We start from the raw sequence: 20333 nt of genomic DNA, 5'->3' as shown, positions 1-20333 counted from the left end.
ATGGGCGCGCTCGGCACGGCGGCGATGGCGCGCATGGACGACCAGCTCCCCTGGTTCCGGGCGCTCAGCGCCGAGGACCGCTCGTGGGTGGGCCTGGTGGCCCAGGCCGGCATCGCCGCGTTCGTGGAGTGGTTCCAGCACGCCGGCGAGGACCGGCCGACGCCCAGCATCGAGTTCTTCGGCACGGCGCCACGCGAGCTCAAACGCTCGATCTCGCTCCAGCAGACGGTCGACATCGTCAGGATCGTGGTCGAGGTGGTCGAGGCCCAGACCGACGAGCTGGCCGCACCGGGCGGTGAGGACCAGCTCCAGCAGGCGATGCTCCGCTACACGCGCGACGTGGCCTTCGCCGCCGCCCATGTCTACGCCCGCGAGGCCGAGGCCCGCGGCTCCTGGGACGCCCGGCTGGAGGCGCTGATCGTCGACGCGCTGGTGCGGGGCGAGGTCGACGACGGCCTCCACTCCTGGGCCGCGGCCCTCGGCTGGACCTCCTCCCCCGTCGTCGTGATCGCCGGGCATGCCCCCGACGACGACCCGCGCGCGGTCATCGACGGCCTGCGCGAGAAGGGCCGCCGCATCGGTATGGACCTGCTGGCCGGCGTGCAGGCCGACCGGCTGATCGTGATCGTGGGCGGCGCCGACAGCGTCCAGGACGCGGCCCGGCAGGTCGTGGCGCGCTTCGGCGTGGGCCCGATCGTCATCGGCCCCGAGGTGCCCGACCTGCATGCCGCGGCGCGGTCGGCACGGGCCGCGCTGGCCGGGCTGAAGGCGTCCGCGGGCTGGCCGGACGCGCCCAGGCCGGTGCACGCCGAGGACCTGCTGGCCGAACGCGCGCTCGACGGCGACACCGACGCCAGGGAGCAGCTCATCGAGAACGTCTACCTGCCGTTGGCCGGCACACCCCTGCTCGATACGCTTGCCACATACCTCGAACAGGGCACCTCCCTGGAGGCGACGGCGCGGCTGCTGTTCGTGCACCCGAACACGGTCCGCTACCGTCTGAAGAAGATCACCGAACTCACGGGCTACCAGCCCACCGAGGGCAGGTCGGCCTTCACGCTGCAGGTCGGCCTCATCCTCGGCAGGCTTTCTGAGGGCGCTGCGGCATGGCGGGCCCTAACGTAACATTCCCGAAATCTTCACTGTAGGGTTCCTACAAAACACCCCGGACAAAGTTCGTACGGATCTCCATCCGCGTGTCGAAGTTCTACAGGGCATGGTGGTTTTTGTGCTTGTACTCGTCGCTCCGGGCCAAGGTGCCCAAACCCCAGGCTTCCTGGCCCCCTGGCTCGAGCTGCCCGGCCTCGCCGACAGACTCGGCGCGTGGTCGGAGGTCGCCGGGATCGACCTGGTCGCCTACGGCACCACCGCCGACGCCGACGAGATCCGCGACACCGCCGTCGCCCAGCCACTGCTCGTGGCCGCCGCGCTGGCCGCCGCCGAGGCGCTGGGGGCCTCCCCCGACGTGCTGGCCGGCCACAGCGTGGGCGAGTTCGCCGCGGCCGCGCTGGCCGGGGTGCTCACCCCGGAGCAGGCGCTGAGCCTGGTCCGCGAGCGCGCCCAGGCCATGGCCAAGGCCGCCGCCGTGACCGAGACCGGCATGACGGCCGTGCTCGGCGGCGTGGAGGCCGACGTGCTGGCCGCGATCGAGCGCCACGGGCTGGCCCCGGCCAACATCAACGGCGCGGGCCAGATCGTGGCGGGCGGCACGCTGGAGCAGCTCGCCGCCTTCAAGGACGACGCGCCCGCCCGTGCCAGGCTCATCCCGCTCAAGGTGGCCGGCGCGTTCCACACCGGTCACATGGCCCCGGCCGTCGACGCCCTGCGCGAGGCGGCCTGGAACGTCGTGCCCGGCGACCCGCGGGTCACGCTGCTGTCCAACGCCGACGGCCGGCCCGCCGCCACCGGCGCCGAGTTCGTCCAGCGGCTCATCTCGCAGATCAGCAGCCCCGTCCGATGGGACCTGTGCATGGCGACGATGGCCGAGCTGGGCGTGACCAAGATGATCGAGCTGCTGCCCGGCGGCACGCTGACCGGGCTCGCCAAGCGCGGCCTGCGGGGCGTCGAGACCGTGGCGCTGAAGACACCCGACGACCTCGACGCGGCCAGGGAGCTGATCAAATGAGGATCCCCGACATCGCCCCAGGCGCCCGGATTCTGGCCTTCGGCCATTACCAGCCGGACAACGTCGTCACCAACGACGACCTGGCCAAGACCATGGAGACCAACGACGAGTGGATCCAGTCCCGCGTCGGGATCAAGGAGCGCCGGGTCGCCTCCGCCAACGAGTCCGTGGAGGACATGGCGGCCCAGGCCGGCGGCAAGGCGCTGGCCGCCAGCGGCCTGACCCCCGACGAGGTCGACCTGGTGATCGTGGCCACCTGCACGCTGGAGACCCAGATCCCCAACGCCGCGGCGGTCGTGGCCCACCGGCTGGGCATCAAGTCCCCGGGCGCGTTCGACGTCAACGCCGCCTGCGCCGGCTTCTGCTACGCGCTGGCCACCGCCAGTGCCGCGGTCCGCGGCGGCGCGGCCAGGAACGTGCTGGTCATCGGCTCGGAGAAGCTGTCGCAGTGGGTCGACTGGACCGACCGGTCCACGGCCGTGATCTTCGCCGACGGCGCCGGCGCCGCCGTGGTCGGCCCGTCCGACACGCCCGGCATCGGCCCGGTGGTGTGGGGCAGCTCCGGCGACAAGTCCGAGGCCATCTCCATCGCCGACCGCACGAAGTTCCTCGCCCAGGAGGGCCAGACGGTCTTCCGCTGGGCCACCGCGCTGCACCCGGTGGCCCTGGAGGCGTGCGACCGCGCCGGGGTCGACCCCTCGGAGCTGGCGGCGTTCGTGCCCCACCAGGCCAACCTGCGCATCATCGAGGCCATCGCACGCAAGCTCGGTGCCGACAAGGCCGTCATCGGCCGTGACATCGTCACCGCGGGCAACACGTCGGCGGCCTCCATTCCGCTCGCGCTCTCGCGGATGCTGGAGCGCGGCGAGGTCCGCTCAGGCGACCTCGCGCTCATCCTCGGCTTCGGCGCCGGTCTGACCTATGCGGGCCAAGTGATCGAGATTCCGTAGGATCCGGTACGGCGCCCGCCGTACTTGTTCAGAGCTCGTACGGCGAGAGCCGTACAGAAACCAGAAAATAAAGGAGAAGTAGCGACATGGCTGCCACCGAGCAGGAGATCCTCGCGGGCCTCGGCAAGATCATCAACGAGATCACCGGCATTCCGGCCGGCGAGGTGACCCCGGAGAAGAGCTTCGTCGACGACCTCGACATCGACTCCCTGTCCATGGTCGAGATCGCCGTGGCCGCTCAGGACGAGTTCGGCGTCGAGATCCCCGACGACCAGCTGAAGAACCTGAAGACGGTCAAGGACGTCCTCAACTTCATCCAGGCCTGACAAAACAGTTCTGACCAGTAAGGAGCGCGAAAACGTGAGTGCGAACCGGGTACGTGTCGTCGTCACCGGGCTTGGCGCGACGACGCCCGTCGGTGGAGACGTCACCTCGACCTGGACGGCGCTCCTCGCCGGTCAGTCGGGTGTGGAGACCCTCACCACGGAGTGGATCGACTCCGTCCCCGTGCGGTTCGCGGGGACGGCGGCGGTCGACCCCACCGAGGTGCTGCCCCGCCCCGAGGCCCGCCGTCTCGACCGCAGCGAGCAGTTCGCCCTGGTCGCCGCCCGGGAGGCCTGGCAGGACGCCGGCGCCCCCGAGGTGGCCCCCGAGCGGCTGGGCGTCGTGGTCTCCAGCGGCATCGGCGGCATCACCACCACGCTGACCGCCTACGACACGTGGAAGGAGCGCGGCTGGAACCGGCTGTCGCCCTTCACCGTGCCGATGCTCATGCCCAACGGCCCGGCCGCCTGGATCGGCATCGACCTGGGCGCCCAGGCGGGCGTGCACGCCACCGTCTCCGCCTGCGCCTCCGGCGCCGAGGCGATCGGCTACGCCATGGACATGATCCGGCTCGGCCGCGCCGACGTGGTGGTCGCGGGCGGCACCGAGGCCGCCATCCACGGCCTCAACATCGCGGCCTTCGCCGCCGCGCGGGCGATGTCCACCCGCAACGACGACCCGCAGGGCGCCTCCCGGCCGTGGGACCGCGACCGCGACGGGTTCGTGCTCGGCGAGGGCGCCGGCATCGTGGTGCTGGAGTCCGAGGAGCACGCCAAGGCGCGCGGCGCGCGCATCTACGCCTACGCCGCCGGTGTCGGCTACTCGGCCGACGCCCACCACATCACGCAGCCCGAGCCCGAGGGCCGCGGCATCATCATGGCGATGACGCAGGCGCTGACCGACGCCGAGATCACCGGCCTCGACGTCAAGCACGTCAACGCCCACTCCACGTCCACCCCGGCGGGCGACGTCGGCGAGGTGCAGGCCGTGGCCAAGGCCATCGGCACCCACCCGCTGGTCACCTCGACCAAGTCCATGACCGGTCACCTGCTCGGCGGCGCGGGCGGCATCGAGTCCGTCTTCACGATCAAGGCGCTGCAGGAGCGGATCGTCCCGGCCACCATCAACCTCGACAACCTCGACGACGGGATCGAGGTCGACATCGTCCACGGCGCGAACCGTCCGCTGCCGCAGGGCGACCTCGCCGCCGTCAACAACTCCTTCGGGTTCGGCGGGCACAACGTCACCGTCGTCTTCAAGGGGGCTTGATGACCGTACTGGACAGCCGGGTGGTGGGTGAGGGCTCCGGCCAGGAGCCCGCCGATCCCCGTGATCCAGTCGTCCGCCTGACAGCGCTGCTCGACGAGGGCTCGCTGCGGCTCATCACCCCAGAGGACAAAAGCGGCGTCCTGGCCGCCATGGGCAGGATCGAGGGCGTGCCCGTCGCCGCCTTCTGCAGCGACGCCCGCTTCCAGGGCGGCGCGATGGGCAGCGAGGGCTGCGAGCACATCGTGCATGCCTACGACGTGGCCGTCCGCGAGCGGGTGCCGGTCATCGGCATCTGGCATTCCGGCGGCGCCCGGCTCGCCGAGGGCGTCGAGTCGCTGCACGCGGTCGGCCGGGTGTTCGCGGCCATGACCAAGGCGTCGGGCGTCGTGCCGCAGATCTCGGTGGTCGTCGGCCCGGCCGCCGGCGGCGCCGCCTACGGCCCCGCGCTCACCGACCTGGTGATCCTGGCCGACACCGGCCGCATCTTCGTGACCGGCCCCGACGTCGTGCGCAGCGTCACCGGCGAGAACGTCGACGCCGAGGCGCTGGGCGGCCCCGAGCCCCACAGCAGGCGCAGCGGCGTGGTGCACGTCGTCACCAAGACCGAGGCCGACGCCTACCTCCAGGCGCGCCGGCTCGCCACGCTGCTCGGCCACCAGGGCAGGGTGCGTCCCGGCGAGGTGGAGGAGGTCGACTTCTCCTCCTTGCTGCCCGAGTCCGCGCGGCGCGCCTACGACGTCAAGCCGCTGGTCAACGGCCTGCTCGACGAGGACGGCGTCGAACTGCACGCCAAATGGGCGCCCAACGTCGTCACGTCGCTGGGCCGCCTCGGCGGCCGGACGGTCGGCGTCGTCGCCAACAACCCGTTGCGGCTGGCCGGCTGCCTCGACGCCACGTCCGCCGAGAAAGCCGCCCGCTTCGTACGTATGTGTGACGCCTTCGGGGTGCCATTGGTTGTCCTCGTGGACGTCCCCGGTTACCTGCCGGGTGTCGGCCAGGAGCACGACGGCGTGGTCCGGCGCGGCGCCAAGCTGCTGCACGCCTTCGCCGAGGCGTCGGTTCCCAGGATCACCCTGGTCACGCGCAAGGCGTACGGCGGGGCGTACGTCGCGATGAACTCGCGGGCGCTGGGCGCGACCAAGGTGTTCGCCTGGCCGACCACCGAGGTGGCGGTCATGGGGGCCGTGGCGGCGGTGCGCGTGCTCAAGCGGCGCGAGCTCGCGGCGGCCTCCGACGAGGAGCGGCCGGCGCTGGAACAGCGGCTCGCCGAGGAGCACGAGAAGCTCGCCGGCGGCCTGGCCCGCGCCCAGGAGCTGGGCGTCGTCGACGAGGTGATCGAGCCGGCCGAGACGCGCGGCGCCATCGCCAAGGTGCTCGCCCAGGCCACCCCGGCCAGGGGCGCCCACGGCAACATCCCGCTGTAGACCCGTCCGCGAAAGGCCCCGCACCGATGCCCGGTGCGGGGCCTTTCCGCTGCTTGACGGCCTTCGTGACGGCCTTCGTGACGGCCTGAGTGACAAGGCGCGCGTGACGGCCTGTGGAACGGCGGGCCGATGCCGGCCGCCCTCGGCGGGCGCTCAGCGGGAGGTGGGGCGGGTCAGACGGCGGCGTGCAGCCAGCGGACGGGAGCGCCGTCGCCGGCGTACCGGAAGGGCTCCAGCTCTTCGTCCCACGGCCGGCCGAGCAGCTTGTCGAGCTCGTCCTCCAGCACGGACCGGCCCTGGGCGGCCGTCATCATGGCGGCACGCAGGCGGTCTTCGGAGATCATGATGTCCCCGGCCGCGCCGATGACCGCCGTGAAGGCGCCGAGCGTCGGCGTGTAGGCGTGTCTGGAGCCGTCGACGCCGGGCGACGGATCCTCGGTGATCTCGAATCTCAGGCGCTGCCAGCCCATGAGGGAAGAGGCGATGGCCGCCGCGATACCGGCGCGGCCCTCCCACTCCGCCTGCGCGCGCACGACGTTCGGCGCGGCTGGTTGCGGTGTCCACGTCAGATCAACGGGCACGCCAAGGACACCCGCGACTGCCCATTCGATGTGAGGGCACAGCGCGGGCTGAGCCGAGTGGACGTAAAGCACGCCACGAGCAGACACCGGACCTCCCGTTTCGGTACGAGGTGCGCCTTCCCCAACGGCCTCGCCCCGGGATGATCACAAGTGACTAGGGAGAGACTACCGTCGGTCGCCATCGGACACCAGAGGGGGGCCATACCAAGTTGGTGCGGGCGTGTCACGTGACAGTTGTGGCAGGCGGGGAAACATACCGCCTCATGGACATGCAATCTGTCGGCGAGGCGTACATCCGGCCAGGTCAGGTGCTGGTCGACCGCGGCGCGGTGTCGGTCGCCGCCCGCTGGACGCAGGCGGTCTCCGAGGCCGACGGAGTGACCGTCCTGCACCTGTCGGCCGGGGTGGACCCGTGCGAGATCACCGCCGAGTTGCGCGACCGGGGCTTCCGTGCCTCGCCCAACCACGTGGTCACCGGCCAGCCGCTGTTCTTCGGCGGCCCGGCCTCCCGGCCCTTCCCCGTGCCGCCGGTGTCGTACCGGGCGGGCAGGTCGCGTTCCGACGTGGTCGTGGCCGTGCTCGACACCGGCGTGGCGAAACATCCCTGGTGGTCGGGCAGCGACTGGTACGCCAGGCTCGGCCCCGAGGGCGCCGACGCCGTCCGGGGGACGCAGGCCGGGCACGGCACGTTCGTCGCCGGCCTGCTGACCCGCCAGGCGCCCGGGGCCAGGCTCCGGGTGCGCCGGGTGCTCGACGGCGACGGCCTGGGCGACGAGGCGACCGTGGTGCGCACCCTCCACCGCATGCGCGAGGACCCGCCCCAGGTGCTCAACCTCTCCTTCGGCTGCCACTCCTTCGACGACCGGCCGCCGCCCCTGCTGTCCGACGCCATCGGCGCGCTGAAGGACACGGTGACGGTGGCCTGCGCCGGCAACACCGCCTCCGACCGGCCGTTCTGGCCCGCCGCCCTGCCCTGCGCGGTGGGCGTGGCGGCCCTCGACGCCGCGCAGGAGCGCCGCGCGCCCTTCTCCGGGTACGGCACCTGGGTCGACGCCTGCGCCCGCGGCGACTGGCTGACCAGCAGTTTCCTGGACACGGGCGAGTTCGGCGGCTACGCCGCCTGGAGCGGCACGTCGTTCGCCGCCGCCCTGGTGTCGGGGGCCGTGGCCGACGCCGCCCGGAGCGAACCGGCCAAGGAGGCCGTGGAGCGACTGCTCGACTCCCGGAGGTCCCGGCAAATTCCCGATCTGGGAGTTCTCGTACCCACGAGTCTGTAGAGTTTACGCTCAGTCCTCAGTCAATCACGAGGAGACAGGATGACCTCCCCGTGTGGGACGAAAGGAGGCCGCATGAGCGACTTGCGCGATCCGGCGAAGCTGCTCCTCGACGCGGCCGACGGCGACCGATCCGCCTGGGACGAGCTGGAGTCCCGGTTCGGCCCGCGCATGTGGGCGCTGGCCCGCTCGTGCGGGCTGGGCGAGGCCGATGCCGCCGACGCGGTCCAGGGCGCCTGGCTGCGGCTGCTCCAGCACATGCACGACATCCGCGACCCCTCGCGGGTGGGCGGCTGGCTGATGACGACCACCCGCCGTGAGGCGCTCCTCCTGCTGCGGAAGGAGTCGTCGGGCCTGCTGGTCAGCGATCCGGAGGGAAGGCCCACCTTCGGGGCCGTCGAGGAGCCGGATCCCGCGTCCGCCGTGCTGGAGGCCGATGGCAGGCGCCTGCTGTGGAAGTCGGTCTCCGCCCTGCAGGAACCCTGCCGTACTCTGCTGCAGCTGGTCGCGACCGATCTGGGCAACCAGCAGATGGCGATGCGGCTCGGGTTGCCCGTGGGCAGCGTGGGGCCGACCAGGGCCCGCTGCCTGGAGAAACTGCGCACTCTGCTCTCACTACAGGAGACAGCGCAATGATCAACGACGAGTACTTCCTGGCGGCCCTCCGGCTCGCCGCCGGAATGGATCCGATGCCCGGGCACGTGTCGGCCTCCGCGCGTGAGATCTACGGGCTGCGCGTTCCGCACGCGGTGACCGCCGACCCGGCCGACCCCGCCGAGGGCCGCGCGTCGCGGTCCGTCGCCGCCGACCTCGACGACGGGGCCCAGCTGGTGCGGTTCGTCACCGACGGTCTCACCTTCGACCTGGAGGTGACCGTGGGCGACGGGCTGATCGACGTCGCCGGTCAGATCTTCCCCGACCCCGGGGAAGACTCCGTCGTCGACGTGCGCACCCCGCATCTGACCCTCACCCGGCAGGTCGCCCACAACGGCCGGTTCGCGGTCACCGGGCTGCCGCCGGGGTGGCTGAGCGTGGTGTGCCACCGTCCCGGTCATGCGCCCGTCCAGACCAGGTGGGTGCGCATCCGGCCGTGACGCCTCCGCCGAGGCACACGTCCGCGCCGTACACCCCCGCCCCCTCCTCCCCGCCGGTCAGTCCCCCATGAGCGTCACGTCACCCCCACCAGGATCAGCAGCCGACCACGGTCCGCTCGTCGAGACGGCCGAGGCCGCCGTGCTGCGCGCGCACGTCGATCCCGAACAGGCCCTTTACGCCGGCCGCACCGTCCTCGCCGCCGCCCGCCGTGCCGGAGCGCCGGAGGCCGAGGCGATCGCGCTGCGCGCCATGGCGCTGGCCGCCCGCGAGCTGGGCGACCTTCTCAATGCCGAACACTGCCTGCGGCAGGCCATCGCCATCCCGGACGCCCCGGCCGAGCGACGGGCCCAGGCGCGGCTGTCGCTGGTCACCGTACGCACCGAGCGGGGGCACCCGCTCCAGGCGCTGCGCGTGGCCGCCCTGGCATGGGCGTACCTGTCCCCGCTCGACCGCGCCAAGCTCGACACGCAGCGGGCGGTCGCCCTGGCCCACCTGGGCCGTCACCAGGAGGCCATCGCCGCCTGCGACCGGGCGCTGCGGGCCCTCGTGGCCGCGCCGGGCACGGTCGACGACCGGCGTTTCCTGGCCGGCGGCCTGCTCAACCGGGGGCTCATCCACGCCTACCGGGGCGACTGGGAGTCCGCCATGCGCGACATCGCGGCCTGCCTGCAGCTCGCCCGGAACGCCGGCCTGCGCCACCTGGCCCGGCTGTCGGCCGCCAACCTGCCGTTCCTCGCGGTGCGGCGGGGGGACATCGCGGGCGCCTTCGAGCATTACCGGGAGGCGGAGGACACCTTGTTCGGCTTCCCCGAGCGGCTGGCCACGATGCGGGCCGACTTCGCCGGCGCGCTGCTGGCGGCCCACCTGCCCGGCGAGGCCAGGGCCATGCTGAGCCTGGCCGTGCCCGATCTGGAGTCCTCCGGCGCGCAGGTGGCGCTGGCCGAGGCGCGGCTGAAGCTGGCCCAGGTCGAGCTGCTCACCGGCGACCCCCACCGGGCGCGGCAGGTGGCCGAGCAGGCGGCGCGCGAGCTGGCCGAGCAGGAGCGGCTGTCGTGGCTGCCGCTGGCCGAGGAGGTCGTCCTGCGGGCCCGGCTGGTGCTCGGGCCGGTCACGTCCGCGCTGGTCACCGATCTGATCCGGTGCGCCGACGAGTTGGAGGACGTCTCCTCGCACGTGGCCGCCGCCGCGGCGCTGCGGCTGGCCGCGGCCGAGGCGGCGCTGGCCGTCGACGACCATCCGGTGGCCTCGGCGCAGCTCCGCAGGCTCACCCGGCACGCCGAGCGCGCCGAGCGCTGGATGCCCGCCGGCACCCGCCTGACCTCGCTGGCCCCCGAGCCGCAGCCCACGCAGCTCGCGCAGATCCCGGTGACCGTACGCCAGCACGCCCTGGCCCTGGAGGCGGCGCTGCGGGAGGACGTCGCGGGGGCGCTGCGGGCGGTCCGTGACGGGCTGGCCGAGGTGAGCGGGCAGGTGGAGACGTTCGAGGATCCGGCGTTGCGCGCCCATGCCGCCCGGTCCGGGGAGCGGCTGGCCGCCTTCGGGCTGGGGCTGGCGGTGCGCGACGGGTGCGTGGGCGAGGTGTTCGAGTGGGCCGAGCGGTGGCGTGCGGTCGCGGCGCCGGAGCACGCGTGCGGCCTGGCCGAGATCGACCAGGTCCGGGCGGCGCTCGACGGCGCGGCGCTGGTGGAGTTCGTGGCCGACGAGGAGACGCTGCTGGCGGTGCTCGTCACCGGCGAACGGCTCATCCTGCGGCGGCTGGGCGACGTGCGGCAGGTGCGTGAGGCGATCATGCGGCTGCGCCACGCCCTGCGTCAGTGGGGTGCGGGGCTCGACGTGGCCGGTCCCGCGCGGGCGCTCACGGAGCTGACCGGCGCCGGTGCGGAGCTGGAGCGGCTGCTGCTGGGGCCGCTCAAGGCCGAGCTGGGCGACCGGCCGCTGGTGGTGGTGCCCGTGGGGCCGCTGCACACCCTGCCGTGGGGCGCGCTGCCGGGCCTGCGCGAACGTCCCGTGAGCGTGGCGGCGAGCGCGGCGGCCTGGGCGGGGGCGCGGCGGCGGGCCCGCGTACGGGAGGCCGCCCCGGTGGTGCTGGCGGCGGCCGGGCCGGCGCTGGTCCATGCCGAGGAGGAGGTGGCCCGCGTGCTGGCCTGCCATCCGGGTGGGCGGGAGGTGCCCGGCCGCAGGGCCGACGTGCTGGCGGCGCTCGGCGCGGCCGACGTCCTCCACCTGGCCGCGCACGGCGCCTTCAACGCCCGCAGCCCGCTGCTGTCCGGCATCACCCTTGGCGACGGGCAGCTCATGGCCTACGACCTGCTGGGCCTGAGCCGCGCGCCGGAGCTGGTCGTGTTGTCGGCGTGCAACTCGGGCATGGCCCGCACGCCGGCGGAGGGGGCGCCGCTGGGCCTGCCGGGCACGTTCCTGGCGCACGGGAGCTCGTGCGTGGTGGCGGGGATGGTGCCCATCGGCGACGAGGCCGCGATGGCCATGATGGGAGCCTTCCACGAGCTGCTCGCCTCCGGGCAGGCACCTGACGCGGCCCTGGCCTGCGCGTCGGCCAAGACCGGGCTGCTGGGGTTCGTCTGCTTCGGCGCGGGCGACCGGCCCCTCTACCCGGCCGGCTGACCAGGTGCCGGCCTCAGCCGGTGGCCACCGGGCGGGTGGGGTCGGCGACCCAGTTGGACCAGGAGCCGACGTAGAGGGCTGCGGGCAGGCCGGCCAGCTCCAGGGCCAGCACCTCGTGGGCGGCGGTGACGCCCGACCCGCAGTACGCGCCGACCGGGACACCCTCGCGCACGCCCAGCGCGGCGAAGCGGTCACGCAGGTCGGCGGGGGCGAGGAACCTGCCGCCCGGGCCCACGTTGCCGGTCGTGGGCGCGTTCACCGCACCGGGCACGTGACCGGCCACCGGATCGACGGGCTCGACCTCGCCCCGGTAGCGTTCGGCGGCGCGGGCGTCGAGCAGCACGCCCTCGGCGGCCACCGCGGCGGCCTCGTCGGCCGTCAGGGTCGGCATGCCGCCGGGCCTGGCGGTGAAGTCGCCGGGCACGACCTCGGGCTCGTCCTTCGTGAGCGGCAGGCCGGCCTCGGCCCAGGCCGTCAGGCCGCCGTCGAGCACGCGTACGGATCGATGGCCGAAGTAGCGCAGTGCCCACCAGGCGCGGGCGGCGGTCGTGGAGCCGGCGTCGTCGTAGACCACGACCGGACGCCCGTCGGACACGCCGAGCGCCCGCATGGCCCGCTGGAACTCGCCGGCGCCGGGCAGCGGGTGGCGGCCGGCGGCGCCGGGCGGCGCGGCGAGATCGGCGTCGACGTCGCAGAAGACGGCGCCCGCGAGGTGCCCCTCGCGGTAGAGCTCGATCCCGGGCGGGCCGTTCAGCCGCCAGCGCACGTCGAGCACGGACACGTCGGGCAGCGCGGCCAGCTCGGCAGGCGTGATCAGCGCACTCATCGGGTGGTTACCTCCAGCAGCGGGACGTTGAGCTCGGCGGCGGTCAGCGAGCCGTGGTAGCCGGTGAACAGCGCCTCGATCGGATGACGGGTGGGGGCGGTGAGGGCCAGGCCGGCGCGGGGCACGGCCACGACGTCGCCGATGCGGCCCAGCCACGCCTCGCGCACCCGGGGCCCGAACCAGCCGGACTCGACCGCCTCCTGCCTGGACACTACCCAGGCGCGGTCGCCGAGGGTCGCGCGCCACGCCTCCAGGACGTGGCCGGCGGCTCCGGGCTGGGCGTAGACGTGCCTGGCCCGAGCCTCGCCGCCGAGCAGCGCCACCCCTTCGGTCAGCGCGGGCACGCTCTCGGCGTCGATCTTCTCGGTGGCGTTGACCATGCCGTGGTCGGCGGTGACGTAGAGGGCCGAGCCGGGCGGCAGCGACTCGGCCAGCCGCCGGGCCAGGTCGTCGACGACGGCCAGCTCGCTCAGCCACTCCTCGCCACCCCACCCGGCCATGTGGCCGACGGCGTCGAGGTTGCCGTAGTAGGCGGTGACGTGGGCGCGGGGCGTGGCGCGCAGGGCCTCGGCGACGCGGGCGACGGTGGCGTCGACGCCGTCGGCGGCCACGTAGCGCGCGCCGCGGTAGACGGCCCTGGTCAGGCCGGAGCCCTCGAACTCGGCGGGGGCGACGTAGACGGCGTCGACACCCTGGGCGGCGGCGCGCTGGTAGACGGTGGGCGCGGGCTGCCACTCGTCGGGGTCCATCGTCTGGCCGCCGGGGAGCGTCCAGCGCAGGCAGTTGAACAGGTGGCCGGTGCCGGGGACGGCCAGCATCAGGCCGACCATGCCGTGCTCGCCGGGGGTCAGGCCGGTGCCGAGCGAGCACAGGCTGGTGACGGTGGTGGCGGGGAAACCGGCGGTGAGGGTGCGGGCGGGGAGGGTGGACAGGAAGGGGGCGGTCTCGGGGTGGGCGCGGAGCAGCTCGGCCCCCAGGCCGTCGACCAGGAGCAGGCAGACGCGCGCCGCGGGGTCGAGGGCCAGCGGGTTGGGCTCGGTCAGGCCGAGGGCGGCCAGCAGCGAACCGGGGAGGTCCGCCAGCGACCCGGCGCCGTAGTCCGGCAGCATCCCCACATCCTAGTGGCCGGCCGTGGCCCGGCGGCGGCCCGGCGGATGGCTGTGGCAGTGGTCCTGACGGTGGCTCTGACGGCTGCTGTGGGGGTGGGCCGGGTGTGGTGTCAGGCGGCGGCTCGGGCGGTGGCCTCGGAGAGGGCCTTGGCGAAGGCCAGCACGTGGGTGACCGCCTCTGGACCGTCGGCCGCCTCGCTGACCCGCAGCGACAGGTCGTCGGCCGTGATGGCGCCGGTGTAGCCGTGGTCGGCGTCGCAGTTCTCGTCGCCGCAGGTGGCCGGCTCAAGGTCGACGTGGGAGATCGCGCCCCAGCCGATCGTCAGGGTGACCTCGGTGGGCGGCACGCCCGGCACGTAGGAGGCCGGGTCGGGCACCACGCGGGTGACGGCCACCGACTGGACGCGGCTCAGGCGGACCGCCTCGGTCGTCGTGGACGCGTGGGAGGCCGAGACGCCCTCCACCGCCGGGTGCTCGTCGGTGTGGCAGACCAGCAGCCTCGTCGTCGACAGCACCAGGACGGTGACGTGCCTGCGAACCTCCATCGCGGGATCGAAGGTGGCCTCGTGGTGGACCACGAATGCGGTCACGGCCTCCTTGCCCAGCGCGGATTCGACCGCATCGGTGACGAGGTCGGGGTAGTAGCCGCTGCGCTCGATCGCTTCACGCAGGCCCGCGGCTGAGACTCGGGTTTCCCTCATGCCTCCATCCTGCCAGGGCCGCGCAGTGCACTCACCCGCCAGACATAACGCTCTATGAACGTCTTTGTCTAGACATGAACGACATGGTGGGCGTGGTCAGGAGAGCCGTCGCGGGCCGCCGTCCAGGCGTGGTCCGGCCGGGGTGCGCAGGGTGGCGCGGGCGCCCAGGACCAGCACCTCCGATTCCCCCACCAACACCTGGTCGAGGTCGAGCCGGGCCACCTCCGGCAGGTCGTTGGCCAGGCGGCCCACGCGTACGAGCAGCTCCTCCAGGGCGGGGACGGCGACGGGCGGGTAGCCGTACTGGCCGAAGAGCAGCGGGGCCGCGCGGACGGAACGCACCAGGGCCGCGGCGTCCTCGCCGGTCAGCGGGGCGAGCCGGAAGCCCTGGTCGAGCAGCAGGCGGGCGGTCACCTCGCCGAGCCCGAACGACACCACCGGCCCGAACGCGCGATCCTCGACGACCCCCACGACCGTGGGCACGGCCGGCTGCGGCGCCATGCGCTGGACGGCCAGCTCGACCCGCTCGCCGAGCTGGTCGGCGAACTCGGCGTAGGCGTTGCGCACCATCTCGGGCCCGGTCAGCCCCAGGCGTACGGTCCCGGCGCGGCGCGAGGCCCCCGGGTCGGCCACCTTGAGCACCACCGGCCAGCCGAGCCGTTCGGCGGCGGCCACGGCCTCCTCCGGCGAGCGGACGACCTCGGCGGGCCAGACGGTCAGCCCGTAGCACGACAGCAGCTCGGCGGCGTCGATCTCGACCGGCGGACCGGGCTCGGCGAACCCGCCCGGCTCCTCCCCCGCCGGGGCCGGGGCGCCGGACAGCGCGGCCAGGACCAGCGCGCGGGCGCGGGCGGTGTCGAGACCGTCGAGCTCGGGCGGCGGCACGGCCGGATGCGCCCGCCAGGTGGCGTACCGCGCCACGTGGGCCAGGGCCCTGACGGCCTCCTCCGGCGCCGCGTACGACGGGATGGAGCCCCGCGCGGGCACACCGCCGGAGTCGCCGGGCACCCGCAACGACGGATGCATGCCGAGATGCCCGCGGAACGTGGCCAGCACCGGCTTGGCCGACCCCTGCGAGACGCGCAGCAGCTCGGCCGCCACCTCGTCCGACTCGCCGGGGATCGGCGGCATGTAGATCACGACGGCGGCGTCGACCTCCTCGGCGGCCAGCTCGCCGGCGAGCGCCGCGGCGAACTCGGCCGGCCCGGCCGCGGCGCCCAGGTTGACCGGTGGGCGCGGTTCGAGGCCGGCCGCCAGGCAGGCGTCGGCGGCCAGCAGGCCGAGGGCGTCGGAGTTGGTCACCAGCGCGACCCTGGGCCCGGCGGGCAGCGGCTGGTAGGCCAGGAGCTGGCCCACGTCGAAGAGCTGGATGAGGTCGTCGACCCTGATCAGGCCCGCCTGGGCGAACAGGGAGCTGATCGCGGAGTCGGGCAGCCCCAGCTCCTCGGCCGAGTGGCCGGCCGGGGTGCCGCCGCTCTTGACCACCACGATCGGCTTGCTGCGCGCGATGCGCCTGGCCAGGCGGGTGAACTTGCGCGGGTTTCCCAGCGACTCCAGGTAGAGCAGGATGACCTCGGTCGCGTCGTCCTCCTCCCAGTACTGGAGGAGGTCGTTGCCGGAGACGTCGGCGCGGTTGCCGGCCGAGACGAACGACGAGATGCCCATGCCGCGCTGGGCCACCCGCTGGAGCAGCGCGGTGCCGAGCGCGCCCGACTGGCTGAAGAAGCCCACCCGGCCGCGGCCCGGCACGGTGGCGGCCAGCGTGGCGTTGAGCTTGACGGCCGGGGCGGTGTTGGCGATGCCGAGGCAGTTGGGGCCGACCACGCGCAGGCCGTAGGAGCGGGCGATGCGGGCCAGCTCGTCCTGCCTGGCGCGGCCGGACGCGCCGGTCTCGCCGAAGCCGGAGGAGACCACGACCAGCCCGTGGACGCCCTTCTCGGCGCACTCCTTGACCACGTCGAGCACGCCCTCCGCGGGCACGGCCACGACCGCCAGGTCGACCTCGCCGTCGATCGCCGTCACGCTCGGGTAGGCCCGCACGCCCGCGACGGCCCGCACCTGGCGGTGGACGGGGAAGACGGGGCCGGTGAAGTCGGCGGCCAGCAGGTTGCGCAGGACGGTCTGGCCGACGCCCCCGGGCTCGCGCGAGGCGCCGATGACCGCGACCGACCCGGGCGCCAGCAGGCGCGCGATCGACCGGGACTCGGCCCGATGCTCGCGCGAGGCCGTCACCTCCGCCGAGGTCTCGGTCGGGGTCAGGTCGAGGGTCATGCGTACGACGCCGTCGGCGAACCGGCTCTCCGCGGTGTAGCCGGCCTGCCGCAGGACACCCATCATCTTCATGTTGGCGGGCAGCACGTCGGCGACGAACCGCTCGATGCCGCGCTCGCGGGCCGTGGCCGCCAGGTGCTCCAGCAGGACGGAGGCCACTCCCCTGCCCTGGTGGGCGTCCTCGACCAGGAAGGCGACCTCGGCCTCGCCCGGCTCGGTGCGGTCGTAGCGGATCACCGCGACCATCTCGGCGCCGATGGTGGCGATGAGGGCCACGCGGTTGTCGTAGTCGACGTTGGTGAAACGTTCGACGTCGCGGTCGGACAACCGGGGACGGGGGCCGAAGAACCGGAAATAGATCGACTCGGCGGACAGACGGGAGTAGAAAGCACGGAGACGGTCGGCGTCGGCGGGCCTGATCGGGCGTACGTGCGCGGTGCCCCCGTCGGCCAGAACGACGTCGGCCTCCCAGTGAGCCGGATACTGTGCCTCCACGCCACGAGCGTAAACCCGCATCCCACATGCCAAGACCGGTGGGCCTCTTTGGGCAACGCTTGTGCATCGACTGCTGCCCGGTGTCCGGGGTCAGCCCCACGAACAGCCCGGAAGCTGTTAGTTTTGCCGTGGCCAGGGTCGTTCTGAAGGCAGCAAGGTGGTGGCATCATGACGCGGGTCGTCGTGGTGGGCGATCTCATGACCGACGCGGTCGCGCGCGCCCGTTACGCGCTCGCCCGCGCGAGCGACACGCCCGCGATCGTGACGATGCACGGCGGCGGCTCCGGCGCCAACATCGCCTCGTGGCTCGCCGTCGAGGGCGCGGAGGTGGCCTTCATCGGCCGCAGGGGCGCCGACATCACCGGCCGCAACCGCGACATGGAGCTGATGGGCTACGGCGTCGACGCCCGGCTCGTCATGGACCCCGAGCGGCCCACCGGCACCTGCGTGGTGCTCGTCACGCACAAGGGCGAGCGCACGATGCTCTCCGACCCGGGCGCCAACGCCGCCCTGTCGCCGGAGGACCTGCCGCGCGACCTGTTCACCTCGGGCGCCCACCTGCACCTGTCGGGCTACACGCTGATCAACGAGGGCTCGCGCGACGCCGGTCTCGCGGCGCTCGACATGGCGCGGCGCTCCGGCATGTCGATCTCGGTCGACTGCGCCTCGTCGGCTCCGCTGGAGCGTACGGGCGCCGAGCCCTTCCTCGAATGGACCAACGGCGCGAAGCTGCTGTTCGCCAACATCGACCAGGCCAAGGTGCTGACCGGCCGCGACGAGGCCGAGGCCGCCGCCAAGGTGCTCACCGCGTGGTTCCCGCAGGTCATCATCAAGATGAACGCCGAGGGCGCGCTGTGGTTCAGCAACGGCCGTCCCGACCCGGTCCGGGTGGCCGCCGAGCCGGTCGACAAGATCGTTGACGGCACGGGCGCGGGCGACGCGTTCTCGGCCGGGTTCCTGCCGCCGTGGCTGGCCGGCAAGCCGCCGGCCGAGTCGCTGGCCGCCGGTTGCCGGCTCGCGGCCAAGGCGATCATGCACCTGGGCGCACGTCCCCCGTTCTGACCCGTCCCCTCCCCGGCCGGGGCGTCGCCGTCCCAGCCGGGGTTCTCCCTGGCGCCGCTACGAGGTGGTGGCCAGCGCGAGCGGGAGCACGGCCGGTGCGCCCGCGTGGCGGATCAGGGCCGCCGCCAGGGTCATCGTCCAGCCGGTGTCCACGCGGTCGTCCACCAGCAGCACCGGGCCGCCGCAGTCGGCGATCGCGGCGCCGAGCTCCTTGGGCATCGCCAGGGTGCCTCTGATCGCCTGGACGCGCTTGGCGCTGTTGAACTGCCGGCCCGGCGACCCCGCCCGGTAGCCCAGCTCGCCCAGGTAGGTCAGCCGGCCCACCTGCGCCAGCCGCTCGGCGAAGCCGCGCACGAGCTGCGGGCGCGACGCGGACGGCACGTTGACCACGGCCACCGGCCGCTCCTGCCAGCCCCACGCCGACAACACCTGGATCACGGCCTTGAACATGTCGTCGGCCATCGGCCCGTCGGCTCCGGCGAGCAGCTCGCGCAGCCGGTTGCCCCAGCCGATGTCGGTCAGCCGGCCGAGCGCGCGGCCCGGCTCGGCGCCGAGCTCGGGCTTGATCCTGCCGGACAGGTCGGCGAGGCCGGTCGGCCACTGCCTGCGCGCCTCGATCTCGACACCGGGCCTGCTCAGGCGTTCGCGGGCGGTCTCGACGGCCTGGGCGGCGATCTCCGGTGAACGGTGGCGGCCGGTGCAGTTGTCGCAGCGGCCGCAGGGCGTGGCGGTGTCGTCGTCGAGGTGGCGGCGCAGGTACTGCTCGCGGCACTCCTCGGTGGTCAGGTAGCGCAGCATGGCGTCCTGCTCGGCCTTGCGCTCGGCGGCGATGCGGGCGTAGCGCTCGGTGTCGTACGCCCAGGGCTCGCCGGTCGACTCCCAGCCGCCCTTGACCCGGCGTACGGCGCCGTCGACGTCGAGGACCTTGAGCATCATCTCCAGGCGGCTGCGGCTCAGGTCGACCGCGGTCTCCAGGGCCGGGGTGGACATCACACCGCCCTGTTCGAGCGCCTGGAGGGTGGCGCGCACGACGGGCTCGGGCGGGAAGGCCAGGGAGGTGAAGTAGGCCCAGATCTCGCGGTCTTCGGCGCCGGGCAGCAGGATGACCTCGGCGCGCTCGACGCCGCGCCCGGCCCGGCCGACCTGCTGGTAGTAGGCGACGGGCGACTGCGGCGCGCCGACGTGCACGACGAACCCCAGATCGGGCTTGTCGAACCCCATGCCGAGCGCGCTGGTGGCGACCAGCGCCTTGATCTTGTTGTTGAGCAGCGCCTCCTCGGCGGCCAGCCGCTCGGCCGGGTCGGTCTGCCCGGAGTAGGCGGCCACCTCGTGGCCCTGCTCGCGCAGGTAGCCGGCGATCTCGTGGGCGGCGGCGACGGTGAGCGTGTAGACGATGCCCGAGCCCGGCAGCTCGCGCAGGGTCTGGGCCAGCCAGGCCAGGCGCTGCTCGGCCGAGGGCAGCTTGACGACGCTCAGGTGCAGGCTCTCGCGCTCCAGCGCGCCGCGCAGCACGAACGTGCCCTCGCCCATCTGCTCGGCGACGTCGCGCGTGACGCGGGCGTTGGCCGTGGCGGTGGTGGCCAGCACGGGAATGCCGGGCGGCAGCTCGTCGAACAGCGTGGCGAGCCTGCGGTAGTCGGGCCGGAAGTCGTGGCCCCAGTCGGAGATGCAGTGGGCCTCGTCGACGACGACCAGGCCGGCGCTCTCGGCCAGCTCGGGCAGCACGTTGTCGCGGAAGTCGGGGTTGTTGAGCCGCTCGGGGCTGACCAGCAGCACGTCGACCATGCCCTCGGCGACCTGGCCGTAGATCTCCTCCCACGCCTCGGGGTTGGCGGAGTTGATCGTGACGGCCCTGATGCCGGCGCGCTCGGCGGCGGCGATCTGGTTGCGCATGAGGGCGAGCAGCGGCGAGACGATGACCGTGGGGCCCTCGCCGAGCTCGCGCAGCAGGGCGGTGGCCACGAAGTAGACGGCGGACTTGCCCCAGCCGGTGCGCTGCACGACGAGGACCCTGCGCCGGTCGAGCACGAGCGCCTCGATGGCGGACCACTGGTCGTCTCGCAGCCGGGCGTGGTCGCCGGCCAGGGCCCGTAGGCGCTCCTCGGCCTCTTCGCGCAGCATCGCCGCGTCGGGGGCTTCAATCATGCCCCCCTTATTACCAGCTCCCACCGACGGAACAGGCCCACCATGGCCCACTGTCCCTCCGTA

Annotated in this window: 17 protein-coding genes; 11 read left to right on the top strand and 6 right to left on the bottom strand. The window is 73.6% G+C overall.

Translation table 11 applies throughout. From position 1 onward, the window contains the following. The 6 genes from ACIA8R_RS36955 (at position 1) to ACIA8R_RS36930 (ending at position 6092) form a co-directional block, all read left to right on the top strand. Positions 1–1125 carry a helix-turn-helix domain-containing protein gene (locus tag ACIA8R_RS36955; protein ID WP_364091046.1) on the top strand — a complete coding sequence of 375 codons (1125 nt, stop codon included), beginning with the start codon at positions 1–3 and terminating at the stop codon, positions 1123–1125. 103 nt (positions 1126–1228) lie between these two features. Continuing rightward, positions 1229–2125, top strand: coding sequence for an ACP S-malonyltransferase (locus ACIA8R_RS36950; RefSeq protein ID WP_397042322.1), 897 nt, complete (start codon positions 1229–1231; stop codon positions 2123–2125). Further along, positions 2122–3075, top strand: a complete 954-nt coding sequence (locus tag ACIA8R_RS36945; RefSeq protein ID WP_364090599.1) for a beta-ketoacyl-ACP synthase III — start codon at positions 2122–2124, stop codon at positions 3073–3075. Before ACIA8R_RS36950 ends, ACIA8R_RS36945 begins: the two co-directional genes overlap by 4 nt. A gap of 86 nt (positions 3076–3161) precedes the next feature. Further along, complete coding sequence (locus ACIA8R_RS36940; RefSeq protein WP_125639869.1) at positions 3162–3401, top strand: acyl carrier protein; 240 nt, start codon at positions 3162–3164, stop codon at positions 3399–3401. 34 nt (positions 3402–3435) lie between these two features. Further along, the gene (gene fabF, locus ACIA8R_RS36935; RefSeq protein WP_357698505.1) at positions 3436–4668 is read left to right on the top strand and encodes a beta-ketoacyl-ACP synthase II; all 1233 of its coding nucleotides are present in this window, start codon (positions 3436–3438) and stop codon (positions 4666–4668) included. Further along, the gene (locus ACIA8R_RS36930; RefSeq protein ID WP_357698508.1) at positions 4668–6092 is read left to right on the top strand and encodes a carboxyl transferase domain-containing protein; all 1425 of its coding nucleotides are present in this window, start codon (positions 4668–4670) and stop codon (positions 6090–6092) included. Before fabF ends, ACIA8R_RS36930 begins: the two co-directional genes overlap by 1 nt. A gap of 173 nt (positions 6093–6265) precedes the next feature. Here ACIA8R_RS36930 and ACIA8R_RS36925 read toward each other — a convergent pair whose 3' ends face one another. Next, a complete protein-coding gene (locus tag ACIA8R_RS36925; protein ID WP_357698511.1) occupies positions 6266–6760 on the bottom strand; it encodes a DUF3145 domain-containing protein in 495 nt (164 codons plus the stop codon). Positions 6761–6936: 176 nt separating this feature from the next. On the opposite strand from ACIA8R_RS36925, the gene ACIA8R_RS36920 reads away from it, so the two are divergent. The 4 genes from ACIA8R_RS36920 to ACIA8R_RS36905 all read left to right on the top strand — a co-directional run bounded on the left by ACIA8R_RS36920 (position 6937) and on the right by ACIA8R_RS36905 (position 11661). Continuing rightward, complete coding sequence (locus tag ACIA8R_RS36920) at positions 6937–7950, top strand: S8/S53 family peptidase (RefSeq protein WP_364090607.1); 1014 nt, start codon at positions 6937–6939, stop codon at positions 7948–7950. 72 nt (positions 7951–8022) lie between these two features. Beyond that, entirely contained in the window at positions 8023–8583 is a 561-nt protein-coding gene (locus tag ACIA8R_RS36915) for a sigma-70 family RNA polymerase sigma factor (RefSeq protein ID WP_357698515.1), read from the top strand. Continuing rightward, positions 8580–9041 carry a hypothetical protein gene (locus ACIA8R_RS36910; RefSeq protein ID WP_364090611.1) on the top strand — a complete coding sequence of 154 codons (462 nt, stop codon included), beginning with the start codon at positions 8580–8582 and terminating at the stop codon, positions 9039–9041. Before ACIA8R_RS36915 ends, ACIA8R_RS36910 begins: the two co-directional genes overlap by 4 nt. 67 nt (positions 9042–9108) lie before the next feature. Beyond that, positions 9109–11661, top strand: coding sequence for a CHAT domain-containing protein (locus tag ACIA8R_RS36905; protein ID WP_397042321.1), 2553 nt, complete (start codon positions 9109–9111; stop codon positions 11659–11661). Between the two features lie 13 nt (positions 11662–11674). Here the strand turns inward: ACIA8R_RS36905 and ACIA8R_RS36900 are convergent, their stop codons facing one another. From ACIA8R_RS36900 to ACIA8R_RS36885, 4 genes are all read right to left on the bottom strand, one after another. Beyond that, entirely contained in the window at positions 11675–12487 is an 813-nt protein-coding gene (locus ACIA8R_RS36900; protein WP_357698523.1) for a sulfurtransferase, read from the bottom strand. Next, complete coding sequence (locus ACIA8R_RS36895) at positions 12484–13596, bottom strand: nucleotide pyrophosphatase/phosphodiesterase family protein (protein ID WP_364090619.1); 1113 nt, start codon at positions 13594–13596, stop codon at positions 12484–12486. The genes ACIA8R_RS36900 and ACIA8R_RS36895 overlap by 4 nt, the downstream gene beginning before the upstream one ends. Positions 13597–13706: 110 nt before the next feature. Beyond that, a complete protein-coding gene (locus ACIA8R_RS36890; RefSeq protein WP_352323634.1) occupies positions 13707–14297 on the bottom strand; it encodes a DUF5998 family protein in 591 nt (196 codons plus the stop codon). 96 nt (positions 14298–14393) lie between these two features. Continuing rightward, on the bottom strand, positions 14394–17063 hold the full coding sequence (locus ACIA8R_RS36885; protein WP_397042320.1) for a GNAT family N-acetyltransferase: 2670 nt from the start codon (positions 17061–17063) through the stop codon (positions 14394–14396). Positions 17064–17231: 168 nt separating this feature from the next. Here ACIA8R_RS36885 and ACIA8R_RS36880 point away from each other — a divergent pair, with 168 nt between their 5' ends. After that, positions 17232–18125, top strand: coding sequence for a sugar kinase (locus tag ACIA8R_RS36880; RefSeq protein ID WP_357698532.1), 894 nt, complete (start codon positions 17232–17234; stop codon positions 18123–18125). Between the two features lie 57 nt (positions 18126–18182). Here ACIA8R_RS36880 and ACIA8R_RS36875 read toward each other — a convergent pair whose 3' ends face one another. Beyond that, a complete protein-coding gene (locus ACIA8R_RS36875; RefSeq protein ID WP_364090629.1) occupies positions 18183–20270 on the bottom strand; it encodes a RecQ family ATP-dependent DNA helicase in 2088 nt (695 codons plus the stop codon). Positions 20271–20333: the final 63 nt, after the last annotated feature.

Origin of the sequence: Nonomuraea sp. NPDC051191 (assembly GCF_044455665.1) — a bacterium.
Classification (GTDB): domain Bacteria; phylum Actinomycetota; class Actinomycetes; order Streptosporangiales; family Streptosporangiaceae; genus Nonomuraea.
This window is presented reverse-complemented; position numbering and strand designations above follow the sequence as displayed.

Coding starts and splice junctions, on each gene's coding strand:
- ACIA8R_RS36955 (WP_364091046.1), top strand. CDS start 1: ATGGGCGCGCTCGGCACGGCGGCGATGGCGCGCATGGACGACCAGCTC.
- ACIA8R_RS36945 (WP_364090599.1), top strand. CDS start 2,122: ATGAGGATCCCCGACATCGCCCCAGGCGCCCGGATTCTGGCCTTCGGC.
- ACIA8R_RS36940 (WP_125639869.1), top strand. CDS start 3,162: ATGGCTGCCACCGAGCAGGAGATCCTCGCGGGCCTCGGCAAGATCATC.
- ACIA8R_RS36930 (WP_357698508.1), top strand. CDS start 4,668: ATGACCGTACTGGACAGCCGGGTGGTGGGTGAGGGCTCCGGCCAGGAG.
- ACIA8R_RS36920 (WP_364090607.1), top strand. CDS start 6,937: ATGGACATGCAATCTGTCGGCGAGGCGTACATCCGGCCAGGTCAGGTG.
- ACIA8R_RS36915 (WP_357698515.1), top strand. CDS start 8,023: ATGAGCGACTTGCGCGATCCGGCGAAGCTGCTCCTCGACGCGGCCGAC.
- ACIA8R_RS36910 (WP_364090611.1), top strand. CDS start 8,580: ATGATCAACGACGAGTACTTCCTGGCGGCCCTCCGGCTCGCCGCCGGA.
- ACIA8R_RS36905 (WP_397042321.1), top strand. CDS start 9,109: ATGAGCGTCACGTCACCCCCACCAGGATCAGCAGCCGACCACGGTCCG.
- ACIA8R_RS36900 (WP_357698523.1), bottom strand. CDS start 12,487: ATGAGTGCGCTGATCACGCCTGCCGAGCTGGCCGCGCTGCCCGACGTG.
- ACIA8R_RS36895 (WP_364090619.1), bottom strand. CDS start 13,596: ATGCTGCCGGACTACGGCGCCGGGTCGCTGGCGGACCTCCCCGGTTCG.
- ACIA8R_RS36890 (WP_352323634.1), bottom strand. CDS start 14,297: ATGAGGGAAACCCGAGTCTCAGCCGCGGGCCTGCGTGAAGCGATCGAG.
- ACIA8R_RS36880 (WP_357698532.1), top strand. CDS start 17,232: ATGACGCGGGTCGTCGTGGTGGGCGATCTCATGACCGACGCGGTCGCG.
- ACIA8R_RS36875 (WP_364090629.1), bottom strand. CDS start 20,270: ATGATTGAAGCCCCCGACGCGGCGATGCTGCGCGAAGAGGCCGAGGAG.